The sequence below is a fragment of the Bradyrhizobium sp. 25ACV genome, assembly GCF_054863005.1.
In genome coordinates this window covers 92,361-116,060 of the sequence record NZ_JAVAYO010000004.1, presented here as the reverse complement: position 1 = coordinate 116,060, position 23,700 = coordinate 92,361, and the positions used below count along the sequence as shown (strand labels likewise).

General features: G+C 64.9%; 20 protein-coding genes and 1 tRNA gene. 9 read left to right on the top strand and 12 right to left on the bottom strand.

Translation table 11 applies throughout. The features are described from left to right. The first annotated feature begins 113 nt into the window (after positions 1-113). The 3 genes from fdhD to RAD04_RS10755 all read left to right on the top strand — a co-directional run bounded on the left by fdhD (position 114) and on the right by RAD04_RS10755 (position 1,942). Positions 114-1,004: a formate dehydrogenase accessory sulfurtransferase FdhD gene (fdhD, locus tag RAD04_RS10765; RefSeq protein ID WP_461623767.1), complete on the top strand. Its 891-nt coding sequence runs from the start codon at positions 114-116 to the stop codon at positions 1,002-1,004. Further along, the gene (gene mobA, locus RAD04_RS10760) at positions 985-1,626 is read left to right on the top strand and encodes a molybdenum cofactor guanylyltransferase MobA (protein WP_461623766.1); all 642 of its coding nucleotides are present in this window, start codon (positions 985-987) and stop codon (positions 1,624-1,626) included. Before fdhD ends, mobA begins: the two co-directional genes overlap by 20 nt. A 91-nt stretch (positions 1,627-1,717) precedes the next feature. Continuing rightward, positions 1,718-1,942: a hypothetical protein gene (locus RAD04_RS10755; RefSeq protein ID WP_461623765.1), complete on the top strand. Its 225-nt coding sequence runs from the start codon at positions 1,718-1,720 to the stop codon at positions 1,940-1,942. A 72-nt stretch (positions 1,943-2,014) separates the two neighbouring features. On the opposite strand, the gene RAD04_RS10750 is transcribed toward RAD04_RS10755, so the two are convergent. Genes RAD04_RS10750 through RAD04_RS10740 form a run of 3 tightly spaced genes read right to left on the bottom strand, consistent with a single transcriptional unit; the run spans position 2,015 to position 5,966 of the window. Further along, on the bottom strand, positions 2,015-3,964 hold the full coding sequence (locus tag RAD04_RS10750; protein WP_461623764.1) for a molybdopterin biosynthesis protein: 1,950 nt from the start codon (positions 3,962-3,964) through the stop codon (positions 2,015-2,017). A gap of 13 nt (positions 3,965-3,977) precedes the next feature. Further along, complete coding sequence (locus tag RAD04_RS10745; protein ID WP_461623763.1) at positions 3,978-5,084, bottom strand: molybdopterin-binding protein; 1,107 nt, start codon at positions 5,082-5,084, stop codon at positions 3,978-3,980. Between the two features lie 54 nt (positions 5,085-5,138). Then, the gene (locus RAD04_RS10740; RefSeq protein WP_461623762.1) at positions 5,139-5,966 is read right to left on the bottom strand and encodes an ABC transporter substrate-binding protein; all 828 of its coding nucleotides are present in this window, start codon (positions 5,964-5,966) and stop codon (positions 5,139-5,141) included. Positions 5,967-6,237: 271 nt separating this feature from the next. On the opposite strand from RAD04_RS10740, the gene RAD04_RS10735 reads away from it, so the two are divergent. Both RAD04_RS10735 and RAD04_RS10730 read left to right on the top strand, forming a co-directional pair. Next, positions 6,238-7,131 carry a substrate-binding domain-containing protein gene (locus tag RAD04_RS10735; RefSeq protein ID WP_461623761.1) on the top strand — a complete coding sequence of 298 codons (894 nt, stop codon included), beginning with the start codon at positions 6,238-6,240 and terminating at the stop codon, positions 7,129-7,131. A 98-nt stretch (positions 7,132-7,229) separates the two neighbouring features. Then, complete coding sequence (locus RAD04_RS10730) at positions 7,230-8,444, top strand: ABC transporter substrate-binding protein (protein WP_461623760.1); 1,215 nt, start codon at positions 7,230-7,232, stop codon at positions 8,442-8,444. A 69-nt stretch (positions 8,445-8,513) separates the two neighbouring features. Here the strand turns inward: RAD04_RS10730 and RAD04_RS10725 are convergent, their stop codons facing one another. Beyond that, positions 8,514-9,479, bottom strand: coding sequence for a TAXI family TRAP transporter solute-binding subunit (locus tag RAD04_RS10725; protein ID WP_461623759.1), 966 nt, complete (start codon positions 9,477-9,479; stop codon positions 8,514-8,516). A 106-nt stretch (positions 9,480-9,585) separates the two neighbouring features. Between RAD04_RS10725 and RAD04_RS10720 the strand changes: the two genes are divergently transcribed. Then, positions 9,586-10,560, top strand: coding sequence for a Bug family tripartite tricarboxylate transporter substrate binding protein (locus tag RAD04_RS10720; protein ID WP_461623758.1), 975 nt, complete (start codon positions 9,586-9,588; stop codon positions 10,558-10,560). Positions 10,561-10,923: 363 nt separating this feature from the next. Next, a tRNA-Ile gene (locus tag RAD04_RS10715) sits at positions 10,924-10,999 on the top strand. 429 nt (positions 11,000-11,428) lie between these two features. On the opposite strand, the gene RAD04_RS10710 is transcribed toward RAD04_RS10715, so the two are convergent. From RAD04_RS10710 to RAD04_RS10685, 6 genes are read right to left on the bottom strand one after another with little or no spacing between them, the layout of a single operon-like run. Further along, complete coding sequence (locus RAD04_RS10710) at positions 11,429-12,214, bottom strand: ABC transporter permease (protein ID WP_461623757.1); 786 nt, start codon at positions 12,212-12,214, stop codon at positions 11,429-11,431. Continuing rightward, complete coding sequence (locus RAD04_RS10705; RefSeq protein WP_461623756.1) at positions 12,211-13,068, bottom strand: ABC transporter permease; 858 nt, start codon at positions 13,066-13,068, stop codon at positions 12,211-12,213. The genes RAD04_RS10710 and RAD04_RS10705 overlap by 4 nt, the downstream gene beginning before the upstream one ends. Before the next feature lie 28 nt (positions 13,069-13,096). Then, entirely contained in the window at positions 13,097-14,143 is a 1,047-nt protein-coding gene (locus RAD04_RS10700) for an ABC transporter substrate-binding protein (RefSeq protein WP_461623755.1), read from the bottom strand. A gap of 22 nt (positions 14,144-14,165) precedes the next feature. Then, on the bottom strand, positions 14,166-15,473 hold the full coding sequence (locus RAD04_RS10695; RefSeq protein WP_461623754.1) for an NAD(P)/FAD-dependent oxidoreductase: 1,308 nt from the start codon (positions 15,471-15,473) through the stop codon (positions 14,166-14,168). 16 nt (positions 15,474-15,489) lie between these two features. Next, the gene (locus tag RAD04_RS10690) at positions 15,490-16,206 is read right to left on the bottom strand and encodes an HAD family hydrolase (protein ID WP_018316998.1); all 717 of its coding nucleotides are present in this window, start codon (positions 16,204-16,206) and stop codon (positions 15,490-15,492) included. Positions 16,207-16,239: 33 nt separating this feature from the next. Then, a complete protein-coding gene (locus RAD04_RS10685; protein WP_461623753.1) occupies positions 16,240-17,319 on the bottom strand; it encodes an ABC transporter ATP-binding protein in 1,080 nt (359 codons plus the stop codon). Positions 17,320-17,530: 211 nt separating this feature from the next. Between RAD04_RS10685 and RAD04_RS10680 the strand changes: the two genes are divergently transcribed. Then, positions 17,531-18,469 carry a LysR family transcriptional regulator gene (locus tag RAD04_RS10680; RefSeq protein ID WP_461623752.1) on the top strand — a complete coding sequence of 313 codons (939 nt, stop codon included), beginning with the start codon at positions 17,531-17,533 and terminating at the stop codon, positions 18,467-18,469. 215 nt (positions 18,470-18,684) lie between these two features. Here RAD04_RS10680 and RAD04_RS10675 read toward each other — a convergent pair whose 3' ends face one another. Together RAD04_RS10675 and RAD04_RS10670 are read right to left on the bottom strand one after the other, a co-directional pair. Next, the gene (locus RAD04_RS10675) at positions 18,685-21,795 is read right to left on the bottom strand and encodes an efflux RND transporter permease subunit (RefSeq protein ID WP_461623751.1); all 3,111 of its coding nucleotides are present in this window, start codon (positions 21,793-21,795) and stop codon (positions 18,685-18,687) included. Further along, the gene (locus tag RAD04_RS10670; RefSeq protein ID WP_461623750.1) at positions 21,792-22,898 is read right to left on the bottom strand and encodes an efflux RND transporter periplasmic adaptor subunit; all 1,107 of its coding nucleotides are present in this window, start codon (positions 22,896-22,898) and stop codon (positions 21,792-21,794) included. The genes RAD04_RS10675 and RAD04_RS10670 overlap by 4 nt, the downstream gene beginning before the upstream one ends. 192 nt (positions 22,899-23,090) lie before the next feature. On the opposite strand from RAD04_RS10670, the gene RAD04_RS10665 reads away from it, so the two are divergent. Further along, positions 23,091-23,669 (top strand): TetR/AcrR family transcriptional regulator, encoded by a 579-nt coding sequence (locus RAD04_RS10665; RefSeq protein WP_461624072.1) that lies wholly within the window; start codon positions 23,091-23,093, stop codon positions 23,667-23,669. Positions 23,670-23,700: the final 31 nt, after the last annotated feature.

Sequence of the window (23,700 nt, the reverse complement as noted above, 5' to 3'; positions counted from 1 at the left end):
GCACTCTGGATTGCTTCGTCGCTTCGCTCCTCGCAATGACGAACGGAGGCATTTCGTTTTCCGTCAGCATGCTTATATCGGCTTGACCCGAATGTCATGCTAACCTCGCCGCCATGATGAAGATCGACAAAACCCCCGTGCCCCTGATCGTCCCTGACACGGCCGACCCGCGCCTGACCCAGAGCGTGACCGGGACCGACCAGACCGGCGCCAGGGTCGAGATCAAGGTGCCGATGGAGCGGCCGCTGACGCTCTACCTGAATTCCCAGGAGATCGTCACCATGATGACGATCGGCGATTACCCCGAATATCTGGCGCTCGGCTACCTGCTGAACCAGAACATGCTGAAATATAATGACGTGGTCACCGAGGTCGAATACGACGACGACCTCCAGGTGGTCGTGGTGCGCACCACGCACCACACCAATTTCGAGGCCAAGCTGAAGAAGCGCACGCAGACCTCGGGCTGTGCGCAGGGCACCGCCTTCGGCGACCTGCTCGAGGCGGTCGAGAGCGTCGCACTGCCGAAGGCCGAGCTGCGCACCTCCTGGCTTTACCAGATGACGCAGACCATCAACACCATGCCCTCGCTCTATCTCGAGGCCGGCGCGATCCACGGCTGTGTGCTGTGCAAGGAAGGCACCCCGCTCTGCTATACCGAGGACGTCGGCCGCCACAACGCTGTCGACAAGATCGCGGGCTGGATGTACCGGCACGGTGTCGATGCCGGCGACAAGATCCTCTACACCACGGGGCGGCTCACCTCGGAGATGGTGATCAAGACGGTCCGCATGGGCATTCCGATCCTGGTGTCGCGCTCCGGCTTCACCGCCTGGGGCGTCGATCTCGCAAGACAGGTCGGGCTGACGCTGGTCGGACGCACGCGCGGCAAGCGCTTCATCGTCCTCGCGGGCGAGGAACGCATCGTCTACGACCAGGACCTCGCTTACGTCGAGGAAGAGTCGGCGAAGCACAAGCGCAAGGGTGAAGCTGGTGACGACTGACATTCTGCCGACGCAAGGCGTGCTGCTCGCCGGCGGCCTAGCGCGGCGCATGGGCGGTGGCGACAAGCCGATGCGCACCATCGGCGGCCGCACCATCCTGGCGCGCGTGATCGCGCGCCTTTCGCCCCAGTGCAGCGGACTGATCCTCAACGCGAACGGCGATCCCGCGCGTTTCGCCGCGTTCGGCCTGCAAGTCGTCGCCGACGACGTGCCCGGCTTTCCCGGTCCGCTCGCCGGCATCCTCGCCGCGCTCGACTGGACTGCGGCGAACCGGCCGGGCATCGAATGGGTGCTCAGCGCCGCCGGCGACTGCCCGTTCCTGCCGCGCGATCTGGTCGCGCGCCTGCATGAAGCGCGAAAACGGGAGAACGCTCAGCTCGCGGTCGCGGCATCAGGCGAGCAGTCGCATCCCGTGATCGGCCTGTGGCGCGTCGGCTTGCGCGACGAACTCAGGCACGCCCTGGTCGTCGAGGATCTCCGCAAGATCGACCGCTGGACCGCGCGCTATCCGCTCACGACGGTGACGTGGCCAACCGAGCCGCTAGATCCGTTCTTCAACGCCAATACGGTCGAGGATATCGCCGAGGCCGAACGGCTGGCAGCGCTGGATGATGCATCCTGAGGCATTGCCTGTTCATGACCTTGAGCTCCTAGCTATGAACCGGACCTAAGAAGCGAACGACCAATGATCGGGACGTTACCCCGGATGAGCCATGGCCGACTCTCTCTTGGAAGTCATTTTCGATGTTGTCGATATCGCGTTCGATGTTTCGGACGCAATCGATCGCACGAAGCAGCTGAGCAAGGCTGACACCGTCGAAGTCCCGCCGGACCCAAAACCATTGCCGGCCGCCGCCCAGCGTGCGCTCGCCGAGGAACGGGAGCGCAAACGCGGTCGGTCCGATCAAGCCGCCAGCAGCACCGACCAGGCATCGTAGCTGCAGATTCAGCCGATATCAGTCCGCTCCTTCAGCCCGGATATTTGATGCGCGAGGTCTGCTGCGCCGTCGCTACGCAGGCCGGAATCCGGCGCGCTCCAGCGCGGCGCGGGCCTCGTTCGAGCCAAGCGCATCGAGAAACGCCTGCACCGCCGGCCGGTCTTTGCGCGCCGTGACCAGCGCGAAGTCATAGTGCTCTTCCGCGAACGGAATGAAACCGAGGCCGGCCGCTTGGGCGACCGGCGCAATGGTCATGCCCCAGTCGGCACGGTGCTGCGCAACAGCTGCCACGACTGCATTGTGCGACCGTGGCTGGTTCCAGTAGCCTTCCGGCCGCGCGCCACCGAGCAGCCGGTCGATCAGGATGCGCGTGCCGGCGCCCTGGTTACGGTTGACCATGATGCAGGCGGGATCAGCGAGAGCAGCGGCGACGGCCTCCTTCGCATCGAGGCCCTCGAAACGCCCGTCGTCCTTGCGGAAGACGATGCCCTGCATCCGCCGCCAGCCCGGCACGAGCTCGAGGCCCTCGACGAGATAGGGCGAATTGTAAGTCTCGCTCTTGTCATCGAACAGATGGATCGGCGCAAGATCACATTCGCCGCGCTTTGCGGCCGCGAGTCCGCCGAGGCTGCCGACGGCGATCGAGCGCACGGTCAGGCCGGCATGCGCGAGCTGGGCGGTGACGAGATCGAGGCCGGTGCAGTGGCTGCCGACGATGACGAGATCGGGCACGCGCACATGCGGCGTGAACAGCGTCACCTCGGCTTCGGTCCCGGCCGGCATCTGGTCGGCGAGCGCGTCGATGCGCAAAAAGCCGTCGGCCTGCGCAAAGGACGTGATTGCGCCAGACCCCTTGCCGGAGGGATAGGCAATCAGGCCGTCGCTGCCCTCGACCAGCGACACCATGACGAACTCGGTGCGGCCGAGCTCGGACGCAATGCGCACCGGGACGGTCGCATTCACCTTGGCATCCGAGCGCGGCGGCAAGCCGGCCAGCTTGCGCAGCACCGGCACGATCATGTCGTGGAAGGTAAACATCGCCGAGGTCGGAAAGCCCGGCAGGATCACCACCGGCTTGCCGTCGCACACCGCAAGACACAACGGCTTGCCAGGCTTGAGCGCAACGCCATGCGCGATGATGCCGGGCTGGCCGAGCCGGCCGATGATGCGATGGGAAAGGTCGCCTGCGCCTTTCGAGGTGCCGCCGGACAGCACCAGCATATCGGACTCGGCGAGCGCGCGGCGCATGGCGGATTCGAGTTTCGCCTCATCGTCCGGAATGGCGCCGAGGAAGATCGCCTCGCCGCCATTCTCGTCGATCGCGGCGGCGACGATGGCGCCGTTGGTATCGTAGATCGCGGCGGGCGGAAGAGCCCCGCCGGGCTGAACCAGTTCGTCACCGGTGGAGATCACCGCAACCCGCGGCTTGCGCGCGACGGTCACCTCGGCAATGCCGCAAGCCGCGAGCATGCCGATCTCGCGCGAGCCGATGATCGTGCCGGCACGCAGCAGCGCCTCGCCGCGCGCAATGTCGGATCCGGCGTACGACACGAATTGTCCCGGCGAGACGGCACGGCGGACGTCGATTGCATCGGGTCCAACCGGCTGGGTGTGCTCGACCATGACGACCGCGTCGGCGCCACGCGGCAACGGACCGCCGGTGGCGATCGGCGTTGCGGTTCCCGCCGCCACTTGCATCCTTGGCGCGGTGCCGCAGTGGATGGTCTCGCGGTTCAGCGTGAGGCGCCGGGGAGCGCCTTCGCCAGCCGCCGCAAGGTCGGCCGAGCGCACGGCAAAACCGTCGACATTGGAGCGATCGAAAGGGGGAACGTCGATCGGCGCAGTGATGTCTTCAGCGAGCGCCACGCCGAGCGCATCGCCGAGCTTGCGCTTTTCGCTCGGAACGGCGCGCGGGAACAACGCGGCCTGGAAGCGCGCCAAGGCCTCCTCGCGCGAGAGGATCTTGAGGAACTGCTCTTGTTCGAGCGCGCTGCGGATTTGCGATTGCGGGTTCATCGACATGTCAAAATCCATATCATTCCCGCATCAGATAGGCATCGACCGGCACGCCCGCCGCAAATCCCTCGTCCGTGGCGGGAATGAGCAGCCATGCGTCCGCACCGGCAATAGCCTGGAGCGGCCATTCGCCCACGGCAAGCGGCATCCACGCGCGATGTTCCTGGGCCAGCAAAGCGATCTCGGCGATGCCGACGGTGGACGCGATTTTTCGCGCAAGCGGCAGGCTCACCTGCCGGCGCGGCCGGCGCGCCGATAATCGGTCGACGAGCGGAAGCACGAGCGCGAGCCACGCTGCCAACGCATGATCCGGCGAGCCTGGCAAGGCGACGACGGGAACCTTTCCGAGCTTCGCGACCGCGGCCGTACGCCCGGGCTGAAGCGCAAGACCGTGGGCGATCACATGACCACGCTGAGCCAGCGCCGCGACGGCCGCATCGCCGCGGCCAACGCCGCTGCCGCCGAGCGTCAGGATCAGATCGCAGGAGGACGTATCGAGCGCATCGGCAATCGACGCCGCATCGCGCGCGCCGGTCTCATACGTCTTCACATCCAGTCCCGCAGCGCGCGCGATCCCGGCGATCATATGCATCGTTGCCGTTGCACCCGGCACGTTGACGATGCGCAGCCGGGGCCGACGCACGCCGATTTTGTCCAAACCGGCAATGCGTGCGAGCAGGAGATCGGCTGCGACGACCGGTTGGCCCTCGGCGCCGGCCGGCATGCGCTCCGCGATGTCGCTGCCGCCACGCCTGACGCCCTGCCCCGGCACGCCCTCCGCCAGCACCTGCACAAGTGGCCCCGATGCATCGACCGCGTCGGAATCGAGCACACAGTCGCAGCCGGCGGGCATCGGGTCACCAGCCTCGACCCATGCGGGCGCTTGTGTCAAAGGCAGCGGCGAATAAGAGGACGCGCCGACGAGATCGTTGGCGCAGAGCGCCCAGCCGTCCGTGGCGGCGATGTCGTGATGCGGACGGGCCGCAAGCAGCGGCGTGCCCGCCGCGATGCAGCCGGCCGCTTCGCTCAACGGCAACTCCACCGGTGCAAGCGGCTCAAGCCCGCTCAGCAACGCGGCGAGCGCGGTGTCGAGCGGCGTCAGCGATGGCGGCAGGCGCTGGGTCATGCGCCATGGTGGACCATGCATCGCCCGGTTTGGCAACCACCGGCGATGCCGACGTCAACCGCCCGACCGGTCCGCATTGGGGAAGAACAACTGCTGTCCGTCGACCTTGTAGCCTGCGATCGCCGTCTGCCCCTCCGGCGAGGTCAGCCAATCGATGAAGGTCTGCGCGAGATCCTTCTTCACGTTCGGAAACTTCTCGGGGTTCACCAGCATCACGCCATACTGATTGAGCAGCCGCCGGTCGCCTTCGACGACGATATCGAGATCGCCGCGATCCTTGAAGGCAATCCAGCTGCCGCGATCCGACAGCACATAGGCATTGGCGGCGCGCGCGGCGTCGAGCGCCGAGGCCATGCCCTGCCCGGCCTCGCGATACCAGGCGCCCTTGGCCCCGGCGATGTCGATGCCGGCGACGATCCAGAGCGCCAGCTCCGCAGCATGGGTGCCCGACCGATCGCCGCGCGTCACGAACGGCGCGCCCTTGGCCTCGATCGCCTTCAGCGCCGTCGCGATGTCCTTGCCCTTGACGCCGGCGGGATCGTTCTTCGGCCCGATCAGCACATAGTCGTTGTACATCACGTCAAAACGCTTCACGCCAAATCCGTCGGCGACGAATTTCTCCTCCTGCGGCCGCGCATGCATCAGCACGACGTCGGCCTCGCCCCTTCGCGGCCCGTCGAGCACCTCGTCGGCGCGCCGCGCGATCACCGTCACGTCGATGCCGGTCTTGTCGCGGAAGATCGGCAGCAGATAGTCGAGCAGGCCGGAATCCTGTGTCGCGGTCGTCGTGGCAAGGACAAAGCCGCGGTCCTCGGCGGATGACGCCGCACCGCCCGCGGTGAGGCCGCAGAAGAGCGCGAATGCAACGGACAGGCGGCCCATACTCAGGTTCCCATTGGCTATGACCTGATCATGATGGTGATTGATTGCGCCGCGCTCGTGACGCGTTGGCGCCGATGCGCTCTCCCAATCGGGAAATTTTGGCAAAGCTGCGCGCGCTTTAGGATCGTTCACCAAGGCAGAAATCGCGTGCGAGGATGTGTTGCAAAGCAGCGAGATGATCGGGCATGGTTCCTGGCGACACGAATTGAAATGCAGAATTCCACCTGCGTTAGACGTCAAAAAGAAGCAAGAATTTGCATAGGAATGCAGGATGGAATTCCTGACGACCAGCGAAGCCGCCGACTATCTTCGGCTCGGCGAACGCAAGCTCTACGAACTCGTCACCACTGGCGCGATCCCCTGCACCAAGGTGACCGGGAAGTGGCTCTTCCCGCGCCACGAACTCGATCTCTGGGTGCTCTCGGGCCTCGCGCGTCCGGCCGGCATGCTGATCGCGGAGCCGCCGCCGGTCGTGGGCGGCAGCCAGGACGAGCTGCTGGATTGGGCCTTACGCGAATCCGGCTCGGGCCTGGGATCGATGAGCGAGGGCAGCGTGCGCGGGCTCGAGCGCTTGCAGCGCAACGAGGTGATGGCGGCGGCGATACATTTTCACGGCCTGGATGCTTCCGACGATCTCACGGGGGATGCCAGTGTCGAAGCGCTGCGGGCCGCCCCGGATTTGCATGATGCGGTGCTGGTCGCATTCGTGCGCCGCGAACAGGGTCTCGTGCTGCCGCAGGGCAATCCCAAGCACCTGCACGGCCTGACTGACGTGCTCGCGCTCGGCGCCCGGATGGCGATGCGGCAACAGGGCACGGGCGCGCAGATGCTGCTCGACGCGCTGCTGAAGCGCGCGGGCGCCACGACGCGGGATTTGCGCCGGGTCGAGACGCCGGCCCTCACCGGACCGGATCTTGCCGAACTGGTCCGCGCCGGCCAGGCCGATTGCGGCATCGCGACGCGCGCCGCCGCGCGTTCGGCCGGCCTCGATTTCGTGCCGCTGGTCTGGGAGAATTTTGACCTCGCGATGCGGCAGCGCAGCTATTTCCGCCCCGCCATGCAGGCCTTGATCGGATTCCTGAACGAACGGCGGCTGCGCCAGCGCGCCGAGGAGCTGACCGGCTACGATCCCTCACCCGCGGGGCGGATCCGCTTCGCAGCCTGACATTGACGCCCGCCCCAAAATAGTTGCAAAAGAAACCAATTCAGCCGGGCATACCCGGGGCAACACCGGCCAACGTGCCGGATCAGGGGAGGACAAGCATGAATCCAATCAGATTTGGACTGCCGGTCGCGGCCGCCTTGACGGCGGCGCTGCTGTCCGGCGCGGCATCGGCGCAGGTTTCCGACAACCTCGTCAAGATCGGCGTGCTCACCGACATGAACGGCCCGGCCTCCGCGCCGACCGGCCAGGGCTCGGTGACGGCGGCGCAGATGGCGATCGACGATTTCGGCGGCACCGTGCTCGGCAAGCCGATCAGCATCGTGATCGGCGACCACCAGCTCAAGGCCGATATCGGCGGCACCATCGCGCGGCGCTGGTACGACGTCGACCAGGTCGACCTGATCGTCGACGTGCCGGTCTCCGCGGTCGGCCTCGCGGTGCAGAACGTCGCCAATGAGAAGAAGCGGCTGTTCATCACCCACTCCACCGGTACCGCGGATTTCCACGGCAAGTTCTGCTCGCCTTATGCGATCCAGTGGGTGTTCGACACCCGCGCGCTCGCGGTCGGCACCGCGGACGCCGTGGTCAAGCGCGGCGGCGACAGCTGGTTCTTCATCACCGACGATTACGCCTTCGGCCATTCGCTCGAGCGCGATGCGTCCGCGGTCGTCACCGCCAATGGCGGCAAGGTGCTGGGCTCGGTGCGGCCGCCGCTGGCAACACCTGATCTCTCTTCCTTCGTGCTGCAGGCGCAGGCCTCCAAGGCCAAGATCATCGGCATCGCGGCCGGCCCGCCCAACAACATGAACGAGATCAAGACCGGCTCGGAGTTCGGCGTGTTCAAGGGCGGCCAGCAGATGGCGGCGTTGCTGGCGCTGATCACCGACATCCACGGTCTCGGCCTGCAGGCGGCGCAGGGCCTGCTGCTGACGACGTCGTTCTATTGGGACATGGACGACAAGACCCGCGAATGGTCGAAGCGCTATTTCGCCAAGATGAACAAGATGCCGTCGATGTGGCAGGCCGGCGTCTATTCATCCGTGATGCACTATCTCAACGCCATCAAGGAAGCCGGCACCGACGATCCGCTCAAGGTCGCCGCCAAGATGCGCGAGAAGCCGATCGAGGATTTCTTTGCCCGCAACGGCAAGCTGCGGGAGGACAATCTGATGGTGCACGATCTCTGGCTGGTGCAGGTGAAGACGCCGGAGGAGAGCAAATATCCGTGGGACTATTACAAGATCCTCACGACCATCTCGGGCGACAAGGCGTTCGGTCCGCCGGACCAGGCGTGTGCGATGATGAAGAAGTGAGTTTGGCGAGTGGCGAATAGGGAGTGGCGAATGGACCAACTCCATTCGCTACTCACCGCTCGCCATTCGCTATTTCACCACCCCGATCTCGCGAAAATACTTCATCACGCCGGGATGGATCAGCTCCGGCCTCGGCGCCGCTGCAACCGTGTTCGACGCCGTCGTCTCGCAGGCCTGGGCGAGCTTCTTGCAGAAAGTCGCCTCATTGCCGTGCAGCGTCTTTGCCAGGCGATAGGCGACATCGTCAGGCAGATCCTCGCGCGTCAGCACGAAGCTCCAGGACCCCAGCGAGGCGATCGGCGCGTCCTGCTTTGGATAGCTACCCGCCGGCACCGTCAGTGGCTTCAGGAAGGAATGCTTGGCGCGGATGCGCGCGATCTCCTCGGCGTCAGGCGCGATGAAGCGCGCGCCTGACGCGCTCGATGCGACCGCGGCAAAGCCGGGCCAGCCGATGCCGGCACCCCAGAGCGCGGCAACGCGGCCGTCCTCGACCATCGCGGGGCCGTCGCCGGCGCGGTCGAGATAGATGGCCTTGAAGTCCTCGTCCTGCTTCAGGCCGAGCCCATCCAGCACATAGCGCGCCAGGATCGGCAGGCCCGAGCCCTTGGCGCCGAACGCAACGGGCTGGCCGACGAGATCGCGGATCGTCCTGTAGGGACTGTCCGCGCGAACCACGAACATGCCGGGATTGGAATAGATCGCGGTGAGAATCTTCAGGCGCACAGGCGCACGGCCGATGCCGGCGAAGGCCTCGTAGGCCGGCTCGCCCGCGACCAGCGCGAGATCGAGCTCGCCCTTCTCCAAGAGCGGAATGTTCTCGTTGCTGCCCTTGGTGTTGCGGGGCGCGATGGAGATTTGCGGATCGGCCGCGTTCATCACCTCCGCAAAAGCGTTGCCATAGAGCGGAAAGCCGCCGCCGGGCGTCGCGGTGCCCAAGCTGATCGTCGTGGTCGGAATGGCCGTGCCTCCGGTTTGAGCAGCAACGGGGCTTGCGAGCAGCGCCGCGCCGAGAAGGGTGAGGATCGCGAATCTCATGGTCGTCCCTCACGGACCTGCGTCAACACCGACTTGCGGCGATGTAGGCAGGGAGCGGATTTTGTGAAAGCATGTCGCCAACGACAATAGAACAATGGGAGGCGGCATGTTGCGAATTTTGCGGTGCGGTTTTTTCGGGCTCACAGTCCTTTTAGGTCTTTTCAGCGCCACGCCTCCCGCCTCCGCCGCCTATCCCGACCGCCCCGTGCACTGGCTGATTGGATTTGCCGCCGGCGGCCCGGTCGACATCGTGGCGCGGATCATGGCGCAGTGGCTGTCGGACCGTCTCGGCCAGCAATTCATCGTCGAGAACCGCACGGGGTCCGGCGGCAACATCGCTGCCGCCGCCGCGATCAACTCGCCGCCCGACGGCTACACGCTGCTGTTCGTCGCGCCCAACAACGCGATCTCGACCTCGCTCTACAAGAAGCTGCCGTTCGACTTCTTGCGCGACACCGTGCCGGTCGCGAGCATTATGCAGCTCACCAACATGCTGGTCGTCTCCAACGCGTTTCCGGCCAAGACGGTCCAGGAGTTCGTCGACTACTGCAAGGCCAATCCCGGCAAGATCTCCTTTGCCTCGTCCGGCAACGGCACCTCGGTGCACATGTCGGCCGAGCTGTTCAAGGTGATGACGAAGTGCGACATGGTGCACGTGCCCTATCGCGGCTCGGCCATCGCCTTCCCCGACATCATCTCCAACAAGGTGCAGCTGATCTTCGACAATCTGCCCTCCGCGCTGGAGCAGGTGAAGGGGGGCAATGTCCGCGCGCTGGGCGTGACCTCGCCGCAGCGCTGGCCGAGCGTGCCCGACGTTCCCGCGATCGCCGAGACCGTGCCGGGCTTCGAATCGGTCGGCTTCTACGGCATCTCCGCGCCGAAGGGCACGCCGCCCGAAGTGATCGAGATCCTCAACAAGGCCGTCGGCGAAGCGCTGAAGGACCCGAAGCTGGTGGCGCGCCTCACTGAAGTCGGCGGCCTTCCCAAGCCGATGACATCAGCCGAGTTCGGCAAGCTGGTCACTGATGAGACCGAGAAGTGGCGCAAGGTGGTGGAGTTCGCCGGGGTGTCGGTGGACTAACAGTCCGGGCCGACGCGGGACCATCGCTTGCCCGGCAAGACGTTTGAGGGGGGCGCCGTCAGCCCCCTCAACATAAAAATCGCGAAAACAACCCCATGCACAGTAGAAGAAGTCAGGAATCACAATAGGTTAGGAAAGCGCAAAGAGAGCCTCTGGCCGGCTCATCGCAAGACGGGATTTGACTCGTCGGGCAACACACTGGCAGAATACGACTATTCCGAACTCAATGATCCTCCGACGCAAGCACTTGCCGCGCAGGCGCGCGTTCCGTCTCGATGAGGCCGGCATTGCACCCCCGCCGCCATCCCTGTAAACGAACCGCGCACCGTTGCCGGCCGCGTTCCCGCGAACCGTCTCGCGGCGGGGCCTGTAGCTCAATGGTTAGAGCCGGCCGCTCATAACGGTCTGGTTGCAGGTTCGAGTCCTGCCGGGCCCACCAGCGGGATCAATGGTTTCACTTCATAGCTGTTGGCCACAGCAGCAGAATGCTGCGCTTCCTGGCATCGAGTGATGCTTCGACTATCCTCAAGCTACTTTGCTGGCTTCTATATGGCACGATCTTCCTCGCGATCGTAGATTCGGCGGAATTTTCGCAAGAGGAGCTCTGGCGGCAGGTTGCACTTTTGTGGGCGGAACGGTCACTCGATGGTTGCGAACCTGCAAGCGGAACGTGCAGATTGGCGATGTCCAATCCTTTTGGACTCGGCAAACCGGCCAGGACGTACGGCACCTGGACGCCCGTCGATACCGATGCCCCGCAGCCGCAAATTTGCGGATGGCGTAATTCCTACTCCAGCAACAGGCTGCCGAAGTCGTTGGCTTCGGGCATTTCGCCATGCGTTAGCTCTGATGCCATATTCGCGATACGTCAGGCATTCCTACGGCGTCGCCCAGTTGCGAGCAGCACCAGCACGAAGGACGCCGCCGTCATCAGCGTCGAGATCGCGGCGATGGTCGGGTCGATTTCGTCGCGGAGCGCGGTGAACATGCGTTTGGTCAGCGGCTGATACTGGCCGCCGGAGATGAACAGCGCGACGATCGTCTCGTCCATCGCCGAGATGAAGGCGAAGATGCCGCCGGCGACCACGCTGGATTTGATCTGCGGCAGCGTCACCGCGAAGAAGCTGCGCAGGCGGTTCATGCCGAGGCTGCGCGCCACCATCTCCTGGGCGGGATCGAAGCTCTGCAGGCCGGCCAGCACGGAGATCACGACATAGGGCAGGCCCAGCATCACGTTCGCCAGCACGAGGCCGGGCATGGTCGCGACCAGGCCGACCTTGGCATAAACGAAGAAGATGCCGACCGCGGTAATGATGATCGGCACCACCAGCGGCAGCAGCAGCGCCATGTGGATGAGGCGCATGATCCGCAGCTTGGACTGGCTGATGGCGTAGGCGGCGGCCACACCGAACGGCGTCGCGATCACGACGGTGAGGAGCGCGACCGTCAGCGTCACCCGCGTCGCCTGCATCCAGGCGGAGTTCGAGAAATATTGCTCGTACCAGCGCAGCGAGAAGGACGGCGGCGGGAAGGTCAGGAAGCGCGCGCTGGAGAAGGAGATCGGCGCGATGATCAGGACGGGAAGGATCAGATAGACCAGCACCAGCGTGCTGATCACGTAGAGGGCCATTCGTGCGGGCGAGGTGCGCATCATTTCTGCCCCAACACGCGATCGAGCGAGATGAAGCGGCTGACGACGAAGAAGATCGCGAGCACGCTCAGGAGCAGCACCACGGCAACCGCGCTCGCGGCGCCGAACTGATTGTAGAGCTCGACATTGCGGCTCACCAGCATCGACACCATCACGGTGCGGCCGCCGCCGAGCAGCTCCGGCGTGATGTAGAAGCCGAGGCAAAGCACGAACACCATGGTGCAGCCGGCGAGCACACCCGGCAGCGACAACGGCAGGAACACGCGAAAGAAGGTCAACGACGGGCTCGCGCCCAGACTGGCGCCGGCCTGCATCAGATCGTTCGGAATCTTCTGCATGGTGGCATAGAGCGGCAGCACCATGAAGGGCAGAAGGATATGCACGGTCGCAACCACCGTGCCGAAGGTGTTGTGAACCAGCGCCAGCGGTTCGCCGATCACATCGAGATAGCGCAGGAACTGGTTGATCACGCCGGTGCGCTGGAGCAGCGCCAGCCAGGCATAGGCGCGGACCAGCACGCTGGTCCAGAACGGCAGCACCACCAGCGAGAGAATGAGGATGCTCCAGCCCTTCGGCACCGAATTGGCGAGATAGGCTACGGGATAACCGAGCAGCAGCGCGATCACCGTCACCGCAAGGCTGATCTCGAAGGTCAGCGCAAAGCTGCGCCAGTAGATGTCCTCGGTGAAAACGCGGCGATAGTTCTCCAGCGTGAAACCGTCATGGTAGACCGACTGCCAGGCGAGCCAGCCGACCGGCAGCACGATCAGGGCCAGGATCACGAGCAGCGCCGGCGACACCAATGCCAGCATCAGCCCGTTCTCACGGCGCTGATGCTTTTGCGATGGATCTGACATTGATGTCGTCAACGCGGTCTCGCCTCGCTCACTTCTGCATGAAGGACGCCCAGCGCTTCTCGGCGGCTTCGCCCGCAGGCGAGGACCACCAGGCGTAGGACATCAGCGCCTGCTTGGCCGCGTTGGCCGGCTCGCTCGGCAATTGCGCGGCACGCTCGGGCTTGATCACATTCGTTTCGAAAGCCTTTGGATTGCCCGGGCCGTAGTCGATGTGGAGTGGCAGGTTGGCCTGGTGTACGGGATCGACGGCCTCGTTGAGGAATTTCACCGCCGTGGCGAGATTCGGCGCGCCCTTGAGGATGCAGAGCGAGGTGCTCTGCAAAATGCCCTGATTGTAGGTGAAGGAGACTTTGGCGCCTTCCTTGGCGACCGCGCTGACGCGGCCGTTCCAGGCCATCTCCATGTCGATCTCGCCGTCGTTGAGCAACTGCGCCGACTGCGCGCCCGAGGTCCACCACACCGTAATGTGCGGCTTGATCTCCTCCAGCTTCCTGAAGGCGCGGTCGACGTCGAGCGGATAGAGCTTGTCCGGTGCGACGCCGTCGGCCATCAACGCGGCCTCGAGCGTTGCGAAGGGATGGTTGCGCAGCGCGCGGCGGCCGGGGAATTTCTTCACGTCCCAGAAATCGGCCCAGCTATTCGGCGCGTCCTTCGGGAACGTCTTCTGGCTGTAGGCCAGCACGCTGGAATAGAACTCATAGGAGACCGAATAGGGACTGCGATACGCCTCCGGCATCGCCGCGCCGTTCGGGATCTTCGAGAAGTCGAGCTTCTCCATCAGCCCCTGCTCGCCGCCACGCAGGCAGTTGCCGGTCGGGGTGTCGACGACGTCCCAGATCGGCTTGCCGCTGCCGACCTGGGTCTTGATCGCGGGCCAGGCGTCGGGGATGGAATCCTGGTTGATGGTGATGCCGAGCTTCTTGGCGGAGGGATCGAGGATCGCCACCGTCTGCGCCTGCTGATAGGCGCCGCCCTGCGAGACGAAAGTGATCTGCTCGGCGGCATCAGCCGCACTGCTCAATCCGATCGCGCCCAGCAGCGCGCAGCCCAGTCCAAACTTCTGCTTCATCGTCATCCTCACCTCCTCCAAATCAATCTCACTGACCGATCGCATCGAGAAACTGGTACCAGCCGGCGACCATGCGCACGGCGGGCTCGCGCAGCGGATAGAACGGAATGGTCTTCATGCGGCTGACATCGAGCAGGCCGACATCGAGGCTCTCGCCGCGCACGAAGGCGGCGAGATAGCGGCCCATCAGGCTCGACATCGCCACGCCGGCGCCGTTGTAGCCCAGCGAGACCAGCGTGCGGTCGTCGAGCCGGCCGACATGCGGCACCGAGTCCAGCGTCATCGCCACGAGGCCCGACCATGTGTAGGCGAGCGGAACGTCGGCCAGATCAGGGAAGATGCCGACCATCGCCTTGCGCAGCGCGTCGAAGGCGGCTTGGGAGTCCTGCTTGCCGAACGCACCGCGGCCGCCGAAGATGACGCGGTTGTCGACCATGCGGAACCAGCGCATCATGCGCTTGGTCTCGGTATAGGTCCGCCCCGTCGGCATCAGCTTTCCGGCGAGATTGCGCGGCAGCTGCTCGGTCGCGACCATGGCGCTGCGGAACGGGATCAGCGTGCGCTGCAGATGCGCGGTCGCGCCGGTCAAATCCGAATAGCTGTTGGTCGCGATGATCGCCTGTTTCGCGCGCACCGCGCCTTGCGGCGTCTCGGCGACGATGCCGCCGTTCTCGCGTCGCAGCTTGACGACCGGAGATTCCTGGAAGATCGGAACACCGCGGCGCGCCACGCCATCGGCGAGGCCGCGCAGATAGTTCAGCGGATGGATCCCGCCCGAGCCGGGATTGAGCACGCCACCGACGAAAATGTCGGAGCCGGTCTCCTCGCGCACGCCGCTTCTGTCGAGGATGCGGACCTCGGCGGAGCCCATCTCGCGCGTCATCCAGTTGGCTTCGTCGATCGCCGCCTTGAGCGTCGTCTCGTTGTGGGCAGCCTTGACCTGGCCGGTGCGCGTCAGGTTTGCGCTGGTGATACCAAATTCGGACACCAGCTCCTCGACCATGTCGGTCGATTCATGAGCGATCTCGTACATGCGCTTTGCCATCGCGCGGCCGTGCACGGCGTCGATCTCACGGAACGACAGGCGAAATTTTGCGGTGATCACGCCACCGTTGCGCCCGCTCGCGCCCCAGCCGGGGCGGTTGGCCTCGAGCACGATCGGTGCGAGCCCGCTCTTGGCGATATGGTGCGCGGCGGAGAGCCCGGTATAGCCCGCGCCGATGATCACCACATCGGCCTGATGCTCGCCCGACAGCACGGGACAATCGCGCGCCGGCTCCGCCGTGGCTTCCCACAGCGAGTTGACCGTTGGCTGCGCGCTCCAGTCCCGTGTCATGCCCTCGCTCACGGATTTATGCCGCCGGCCCGATCGCTGCGTCGGCCAGTGCCTTCAAGGTCGGATAATGGAAGTCCGGCTTGGTTAGCGTCTCCACCGCGGGCGTGCCACCAAAACCGGCAATGCCCTGGCGGCGCTCGATCCAGCACACCTTGTAGCCCAGCTTCCGCGCGATGCCGATGTCGTGGTACTGGCTCTGAGCGACATGCAGAATGTCGGACTGCTTGTAGCCGAAGGCGGACTGACGCCCCTTGTTGTAAGCGAAGAACTCTGGATTGGGCTTTGCCACCCCGGTGTCGTCGGCGCAGACGGTGTCGTCGAAGGGATTGCCGAGAGCATGCGCGTAACACGAGAGCGCGACGCGGTCCGCATTGGTCATCGCCACCAGCCGGAATTTCGTGCGCAAGCGCTTCAGTGCTTCGACTGAGTCCACGAATGGTCCCCAGCGCAGCACCGAGAGCTGGAAGACATCGCACGACGCGTCGTCAGACGGCAGGCCGAGCTCCTTGGCGAGATGGCGATAGACGTGGAACATCGCCTCGCTCGAGCGCTCGTAGTGCATGTCGCGGCCGCGCTTGTAGGGCTCGAAAATCTGATCGTCGCTGAGCTCGGCCGGCGTTTTGCCCGAGATCTTGCGCACTGCGTTGATCACGCCGGTTTCGAAATCGATCAAGGTGCCGACGACGTCGAAGGTGAGGACCTTGAAATTGCTGAACGCGGCTTGGGTCGACATGTCGTTTTTCTCTCAGGTTAGACAGGCTAGGGTTCAGTCCACTCGGGGCACGATGATGGTGTCCTCGGGGTGAAGGGTGACGGTGAGGCTGCCGCCGAGTGGCGGAATGCGGCTGTAGGCCTGGTGATAGCTCGGCTGTCGCAGGCTGAGCGCGATGCCGCCTTCGAGCGCCAGGAAGATGCGCAGGCTCTCGCCCTGATAGACGATGTCGGTGACCGTGCCGCTCAGCCGGTTGCAGGCGGCATCCTGCGCGCCGTCGTCGATCAACAGTTTTTCGCTGTGCACGGCGAGCATCAGCGCGTCGCCGTTGGGAATGGCGCGGGCGCTGCGTAGCAGCGCGTTGCCGAGCGCGACGCTGGAGGCATCGACACGGCGCACCGGCAGCATCGTCGCTTCGCCTATGAAGCTCGCGACGAAGGAATCCGCGGGATGGTCGTGCAAGCGCGCGGGCTCGTCGATCTGGATCAGCCTGCCGTCCCGCATCACGGCGACACGGTCGCTCATGGTCAGCGCCTCGCGCTGGTCATGGGTGACATAGATGATGGTGGCACCGATGCGCCGATGCAGCGCGCGCAGCTCGATCTGCATGGATTCGCGAAGCTGCTTGTCGAGCGCGGAGAGCGGCTCGTCCATCAGGATCAGGCGCGGCTCGAAGATCATGGCGCGCGCCAGCGCCACGCGCTGGCGCTGGCCGCCGGAGAGCTGCGCGATGCCGCGCTCTTCATAGCCGGCAAGGCCGACCATCGCGAGCGCCGCGCGCACCTTGTCGGGCCAGCTCGCTTTCGGCAAGCGCCGCGCGCGCAGGGGAAAGGCGACGTTCTCGCCGACGCTCATATGCGGGAACAGCGCGTAGTTCTGGAAGACTACGCCGATGTCGCGCTGGTGCGGCGGCATCCAGGTGACGTCGCGGCCGCCGAACAGGATCGTTCCGCTCGAGGGCAGGATGAAGCCGCCCAGGATGCCGAGCAGCGTGGTCTTGCCGGAACCGGACGGGCCGAGCAGCGAGACGAACTCACCGGCGCCGACATTGAGAGACACGTCGTCGAGGGCGCGGACGGGGCCATACGCCTTGCTCGCGGACCTGATCTCGACGCTTTCCGCTCGTTTGTCCAACGATCGACCTCGCCTGTCCCTGCAACGGCGTGCCTCACTGCGCGCCATAAGCCTGCTTTATAGACAGGGATTCTGACCCTTCACGATTGAAGTGGTGCACCGCACCTAATCTTCTCTCGCAAGCCCTGTCTTTAGGCTGTCGTGCCAATGACACCAGACTTGGCAAAATCCGGCAATTGCCAAATTCTCACCGCGATCATAATATGACGTTATGCCAGAGCTTCGCCGTATGCTGCCGTCTAGTAACGCCCTGTTCGTCTTCGACGCAGCCGCGCGCAACGGCAGCTTCACGGCCGCTGCCGCCGAACTGAACGTCACGCAGCCTGCGGTGAGCCGGATGCTCGGACAGTTCGAGGAGCATCTCGGCGTTCGCCTGTTCGACCGCAAGGCGGGACGCGCGGTGCTCACCGAGGAAGGCGAACTGCTCTATCGCCGCGTGCTCGAAGGCTTTCGCAGCATCGAGAGCGGTCTCGTCGAGATCGAGCGGCGGCGCAAGGGCACCGAGACGGTGACGCTGTCGGTCTCCTCCGCCTTCACCACGCATTGGCTGATGCCGCGGATCGACAAGCTCCAGAAGCAATTTCCCAAGGTCGATTTGCGCTTCCAGCTGATCTCCGGCGCGCTGCGCGGGCCGGTGGAGAATGTCGATCTCGGCATGCGCTTCCGCGACCGCGAGGAGCCGTCCTCCGGCGGCACGCTGATCATGAAGGAAGTCATGCTGCCGATGTGCAGCCCCGGCTATCTCGGCGAGACCGATCCCACTGAGGGCAACACCATCATCCGCCTCGCCGAGACGCCGGGCGACTGGGCTGCGGATTATGCATCGCTTCTCACGGGGCGCCGCGGCGCGGCCAAGGCGCTGAGCTTCACCGACTATGCCGTCGTGATGCAGGCCGCGCTGCTCGGTCAGGGCATCGCGCTTGGATGGTTGACGGTCGCCTCGCACTGGCTGCTCACCGGCGCGCTTGTGCCGGCCTCCGACCGTCTGACCACCACGCGCCGCGTCTGCGAATTCCTGCCGCCGCGCAACCGGCCGATGCGCCCGATCGCTGCTGAGATCCGGGATTGGATCATCGTACAGATGCGGGATGAGCTAGTGGCAATCGATCGGCAGTACCCACCACTTGGATTGATGGCTGCGTGCTACTGAACCGAAGGCAGGTTAGTGACGCGAGCTTCGGCTCGGCAAGCCAGCGCCGCACATCAAGAGCCAAGCGAATGAAGGCTGCTGCCGCGCCGAAGCCCTGAGGGCGAAGGCGGGCGCCGCGCTACGCCGCCGTGAACGTTCGAGACACCGCTCGGACAGAAGCTGTCTTGCTGCGATCGGAAGATGCCAGGCTCCTTGGGCCGGTTGATCAGCTCGCCCTACTCGGCAGCCATCGCCGTTCGCAACTCCGGTTTGTCCGTCGCGCTCTCAGGGCTCTCATCCGCCGTCGGCTTGATGCGGAACCAGGCGGCATAAAGCGCGGGGAGGAAGAGCAGGATCAACACCGTGCCGACTGCCGTGCCGCCGATCAAGGTATAGGCCATCGATCCCCAGAAGACGGAATGTGTGAGGGGGATGAACGCTAGCACGGCGGCAAGTGCGGTCAGGATCACGGGCCTCGTGCGTTGCACCGTGGCTTCGATGACGGCGTGGTAATCGTCGAGGCCCGCCGCACGGTTCTCCTTGATCTGTTCGGTCAGGATCAGGGTATTGCGCATCAGGATTCCGGCCAGTCCGATCAGTCCCAGGATCGCGTTGAATCCGAACGGCTGGTTGAAGATCAGCAATGCAGGCACGACGCCGACGAGACCAAGCGGCGCGGTCAGCATGACGAGGGCCATCATCGAGAATGATCTGACCTGAAGCATGATGACGATCAGGGTTGCGGCGATCATGGCGGGAAAGATGGTCGCGAGCGCGTCATTGGCCTTCGTCGCCTCCTCGATCGAGCCGCCGGTCTCGATGCGATAGCCGGCCGGAAGCGATGCGATCAGCGGCTGAAGCGCTTTCACGATGTCCTTGGAGACCTCAGGAGGCTGGGTCGCCTCATTGATGTCAGATCGAATCGTGATGACCGGGGTGCGATCGCGACGCTTCAGGATCGGCTCTTCGAGCTGGACTTCCGAATGGCCGATCTGGTCGAGCGGGATCAGACGGCCGTCCCGGCTCGTCAGTGAGAAGTCGGCCAACCGCGCCGGATCCAGCCGCTCGCCGCCGGCGCTGCGCGCCACGATCGGGACATTGCGAATGTCCTCGCGAACCTGCGTGACGGCGATGCCGGTCAGGAGGAACTGAAGCTGCCGCCCGACTTCCGCCGGCGAGAGGCCGATGAGGTTCAGCCGATCCTGATCTGGAATGAAGCGGAGCACGGGTGTGCGATTGCCCCAATCGCGATTGGCTTGTCGCACGTCGGGAACGCCACGCATGATTTCGACGGCCTTTTCAGAGAGCGCGTACAGTTTCGCGGGATCGGGGCCCATCACCCGAAACTCCACCGGGAACGGCGTGTAGGGTCCGAAGACGAGCTGGGTGACGCGCACACGCGCTTCCCGGGCAAGGCCGTGTGATACCGCCTCCCGGAGCCGCTGCTTCAAAGCCTCGCGCGCCTCGGCGTCAGGCGTCAGCACCACGATCTTGGCAAAGGCCGGATCGGGGAGCTCCGGCGCCATCGCGAAGAAGAAGCGGGGCGCGCCCTGACCGACATAGCTGGTGACGATCTTCGCCTCGGGCTGATCATGCAGCCAGCGTTCGAGCTTCTCGACGGCGGCGGTCGTCGTCTCGATGCTGGTGCCTTCCGGCAGGCGAACCTCGACGAGAACCTCGGGGCGATCCGACGTCGGGAAAAACTGCTGCTTGACCGCGCCCATGCCGAGGCCGGACAGCGCGAAGGCGATCACGACGAAGCTGCAGGTCAAAAACTTGTGGCGCACGGCGAAGGTGATGAGCCGGCGCAAACGCCGGTAGTTCGGCGTGTCGTAGATCGCGTGGTGGCCGCCTTCGACGGGCTTGATCGCGGGCAGCATCTTGACGCCAAGATAAGGCGTGAAGATCACCGCGACGATCCAGGAGACGATGAGAGCGAACCCCACGACCCAGAAGATGTTGCCGGCATATTCGCCGGCCGTCGAGCGCGCGAAGCCCACCGGCAGGAATCCCGCGATCGTCACCAGCGTGCCCGAGAGCATCGGCGCCGCGGTGTGGCTCCATGCGTAGGCCGCCGCACTGAGGCGGTCCATGCCCTCTTCCATTTTCACCACCATCACCTCGATGGCGATGATGGCGTCGTCCACGAGCAGGCCAAGCGCGAGGATGAGAGCACCGAGCGTGATGCGGTCGAAGAACCGGCCCGTCTCGAGCATGATGAGGAACACGACGGCCAGCGTCAGAGGGACTGCGGCGGCCACGACGATTCCCACGCGCCAGCCGAGGCTGAGCAGGCTGACCAGCAGCACCACCGCGAGCGCCATTGCGAATTTGATCATGAACTCGTCGACCGCGGAGGTGATGTTCACGGCCTGGTCGGTCACCTTGTCGAGCGTCATCCCGAGCGGCAGCGTCCGCGCCATGGCCGCGGACCTCTCTTCCAGAGCCTTGCCGAGCGCCAGGCCATTCCAGCCCTCCTGCATCACCGCCGCGAGCATGATCGTGGGCTCGCCCTGGTGCCGGATGATGTAGGTGGGAGGATCCTCGTAGCCGCGACGGACCTCGGCGATGTCCGAGAGCTTCAAGGTTCGTCCCGCCGCAACGATCGGCGTGTCGGCGATCGCCTGCACGCTGTCATAACCGCCGTCGACGCGGATGAAGACCTGCGGCCCGCTTGTGTCGATCGAGCCTGCCGGGGTCACCGTATTCTGCCGCTGCAAGGCGGCAACGATATCCTGTGCCGACACGCCGAGCGTTGCCAGCTTGGGATAGGAGAACTCCACGAAGATCTGCTCGGGACGTTCGCCGAAGATATTGATCTTCTTGACGCCGGGCACATGCAGCAGGTCCTGGCGGATCACCTCCGCCTTCCTGGCGAGCTCACGCATCGGCATGCCCTTCGCCTTGAGGGCATAGAGTGCGAAGCTCACGTCCGAATATTCGTCGTTGACGAAGGGGCCGAGCACGCCAGCCGGCAGCTTGCGCGCTTCATCTCCGAGTTTCTTGCGCGCCTGATAAAACTCTTCCTGCACGCTCGATGGCGGCGTGCTGTCCTTCAGCGTCACCGTCATGTAGGCATAACCCGGCCGCGTGGTCGTCTCCACCCGGTCGTACCAGGTCAGCTCCTGAATCCGCTTCTCCAGGGGTTCGGCGACCTGGTCCTGCATCTCGCGCGCCGTCGCACCCGGCCAGACCGTGGTGACCGTGAGCGTCTTGATGGTGAACGACGGGTCCTCGGCCCGTCCGAGCATGAAGAAGGCGTAGGCGCCTGCGGCCGCCAGCAGGATGATGAAGAACAGGCTCACGGCCCGCTCGCGAACGGCGACCGCAGAGAGATTGAAGCTCATGATTTGCTCCCGCCGTCAGTGACGGTCCTGACGCGGGCGCCCTCGTGCAGGAGGTGAGCGCCGAGGGACACAATCGGATCACTGGAGCTCGATCCAGAGATGATTGCCGCTTCGCTGGTCACACGCAGAAGCTTGATGGGGCGAAAGTGTACGGTCGAGCTGGCGCTGTCGAACACCCAGACGCCGGTGGTCCTGCCATCATCGAGCACGGCGCCCAGCGGCACCTGGACTTCCGACTGACGGTCCTGGCTTGCGAGCCGAATGGTGACTGTCGCGCCAAGCGGTGCTGCTGCCGCCTCGCCGCCGAGCACGTAGCGGGCCTCGTAAGTCCGGGTCTGCGCGTCGGCAGAGTTCGACAATTGGCGCAGATGCGCCGCGTAACGGCGTCCATCGCTGCCATACAGGCTGGCCTCGGCGAGCGAGCCGATCGCCGGCCGGATCGTTTCGGGAAGCGCCACCACGGCTTCGCGAGGCCCGGACTGCGCGAGCCGAACGACGGTCTGGCCGGCCGAGACCACCTGGCCGGGCTCGCCAAGCGTCTGTGTGGCCGTGCCGTCCGCGTCTGCCACCAGGACGGAATAGGTCGCCTGGTTCTCGGCGACCCCTGCCTCGGCTTCGGCCGCGGCGAGCTGCGCCTTGGCCGTATCCGAGGCCGCCTTCGCCTGCTCGTAGCGCTGTTTGGACGTCCAACCGTCGTTGACCAGGTTGGCGTATCGACGCTCATCCGCATCGGTCTGCACGACGGCTGCGCGCGCTGCGGCCACAGCGTTGCGCTTCGCCGCGAGCGCAAGGCGGAGGTCGGTCTCGTCGATCCGCATCAGCGGCTGCCCGGCCTTGACCTGCTCACCGACATTCACCAGCCGCTCGACGATCTTGCCGGCGACGCGAAAGCCGAGATTGCTCTCCACTCGCGCGCCGATGGTGCCCGTGAACCCGCGGTCGGATCCGCTCACCCGCGTGGCCGTCGCCAGGCTGACCATCGGCGGCTCCTGTCTCGGGTCGCTCACGGCAGAGGCTCTTGGGGCGAAAATGCCAAGACTGACGAACGTCGCCACCCCCGCCGGGATCATAATACCGGCCAACACGGCAATTCCCCTCTTCATGACGGTCTCCTCTGGAATTTAGATTTCGTTCGAACTCTATATTAACTTAGCGCTCGGTCGCAATCTAAATTCGCGTCCTGACGGAAACGTGATCTCAGCAAGCCACGGCGCCGTTCAAGGGCAACTTGATAGATGTCGTTCGAAATCTATATTGAACATAGATTTCGACTGAATTCCAAATGGAGGAGCACGATGCGCGTCAGTCGCGTTCAAGCCGCGGAGAACCGCCAAACCGTGATCAATGTGGCAAGTCGCCTCTTCAGGGAGCGCGGCTTTGACGGCATTGGGCTCAAGGATCTGATGGAGGGGGCCGGGCTCACCCAGGGCGCCTTCTACAAGCAGTTCGAGTCCAAGGAGGACTTGGCCGTCGAGGCGTCCAAGCGAGCGTTGGAGAGCGCTTCCGGTCGATGGTCGGACGCGGCCGCGCGCAATCCTGACGATCCGCTCAGCGCGGTGATCGGATTCTATCTCAGTGCAGATCACCGCGAAGAGAGAATGGAGGGCTGTCCGATCGTGGCCCTCGGCTCGGATGCCGCCCGGCAGGGTCCCGACGTCAAGGCCGAGTTCGAAGCGGGGATCCAGGCCCATCTCGACGTGCTCAGCCGCTTCATCGCCAAGGACGGCGGCAAGGGGTCGAGAGACAAGGCCATGGCCATTCTCGCGACGATGGTGGGCGCCGTGACGCTGGCGCGCGCGGTCAACGACACCGACCTCGCACGAGCCCTTCTGGATGCGGCAGCCGCGCTGGTCCGTGAAGCCGCCACCGCTTGAACGACGGCCCCCTCGAAACATGGAGAGACCG

Coding starts and splice junctions, on each gene's coding strand:
- fdhD (WP_461623767.1), top strand. CDS start 114: ATGATGAAGATCGACAAAACCCCCGTGCCCCTGATCGTCCCTGACACG.
- RAD04_RS10755 (WP_461623765.1), top strand. CDS start 1,718: ATGGCCGACTCTCTCTTGGAAGTCATTTTCGATGTTGTCGATATCGCG.
- RAD04_RS10750 (WP_461623764.1), bottom strand. CDS start 3,964: ATGTCGATGAACCCGCAATCGCAAATCCGCAGCGCGCTCGAACAAGAG.
- RAD04_RS10745 (WP_461623763.1), bottom strand. CDS start 5,084: ATGACCCAGCGCCTGCCGCCATCGCTGACGCCGCTCGACACCGCGCTC.
- RAD04_RS10740 (WP_461623762.1), bottom strand. CDS start 5,966: ATGGGCCGCCTGTCCGTTGCATTCGCGCTCTTCTGCGGCCTCACCGCG.
- RAD04_RS10735 (WP_461623761.1), top strand. CDS start 6,238: ATGGAATTCCTGACGACCAGCGAAGCCGCCGACTATCTTCGGCTCGGC.
- RAD04_RS10730 (WP_461623760.1), top strand. CDS start 7,230: ATGAATCCAATCAGATTTGGACTGCCGGTCGCGGCCGCCTTGACGGCG.
- RAD04_RS10725 (WP_461623759.1), bottom strand. CDS start 9,479: ATGAGATTCGCGATCCTCACCCTTCTCGGCGCGGCGCTGCTCGCAAGC.
- RAD04_RS10720 (WP_461623758.1), top strand. CDS start 9,586: ATGTTGCGAATTTTGCGGTGCGGTTTTTTCGGGCTCACAGTCCTTTTA.
- RAD04_RS10710 (WP_461623757.1), bottom strand. CDS start 12,214: ATGATGCGCACCTCGCCCGCACGAATGGCCCTCTACGTGATCAGCACG.
- RAD04_RS10705 (WP_461623756.1), bottom strand. CDS start 13,068: ATGTCAGATCCATCGCAAAAGCATCAGCGCCGTGAGAACGGGCTGATG.
- RAD04_RS10700 (WP_461623755.1), bottom strand. CDS start 14,143: ATGACGATGAAGCAGAAGTTTGGACTGGGCTGCGCGCTGCTGGGCGCG.
- RAD04_RS10695 (WP_461623754.1), bottom strand. CDS start 15,473: ATGACACGGGACTGGAGCGCGCAGCCAACGGTCAACTCGCTGTGGGAA.
- RAD04_RS10690 (WP_018316998.1), bottom strand. CDS start 16,206: ATGTCGACCCAAGCCGCGTTCAGCAATTTCAAGGTCCTCACCTTCGAC.
- RAD04_RS10680 (WP_461623752.1), top strand. CDS start 17,531: ATGCCAGAGCTTCGCCGTATGCTGCCGTCTAGTAACGCCCTGTTCGTC.
- RAD04_RS10675 (WP_461623751.1), bottom strand. CDS start 21,795: ATGAGCTTCAATCTCTCTGCGGTCGCCGTTCGCGAGCGGGCCGTGAGC.
- RAD04_RS10670 (WP_461623750.1), bottom strand. CDS start 22,898: ATGAAGAGGGGAATTGCCGTGTTGGCCGGTATTATGATCCCGGCGGGG.
- RAD04_RS10665 (WP_461624072.1), top strand. CDS start 23,091: ATGCGCGTCAGTCGCGTTCAAGCCGCGGAGAACCGCCAAACCGTGATC.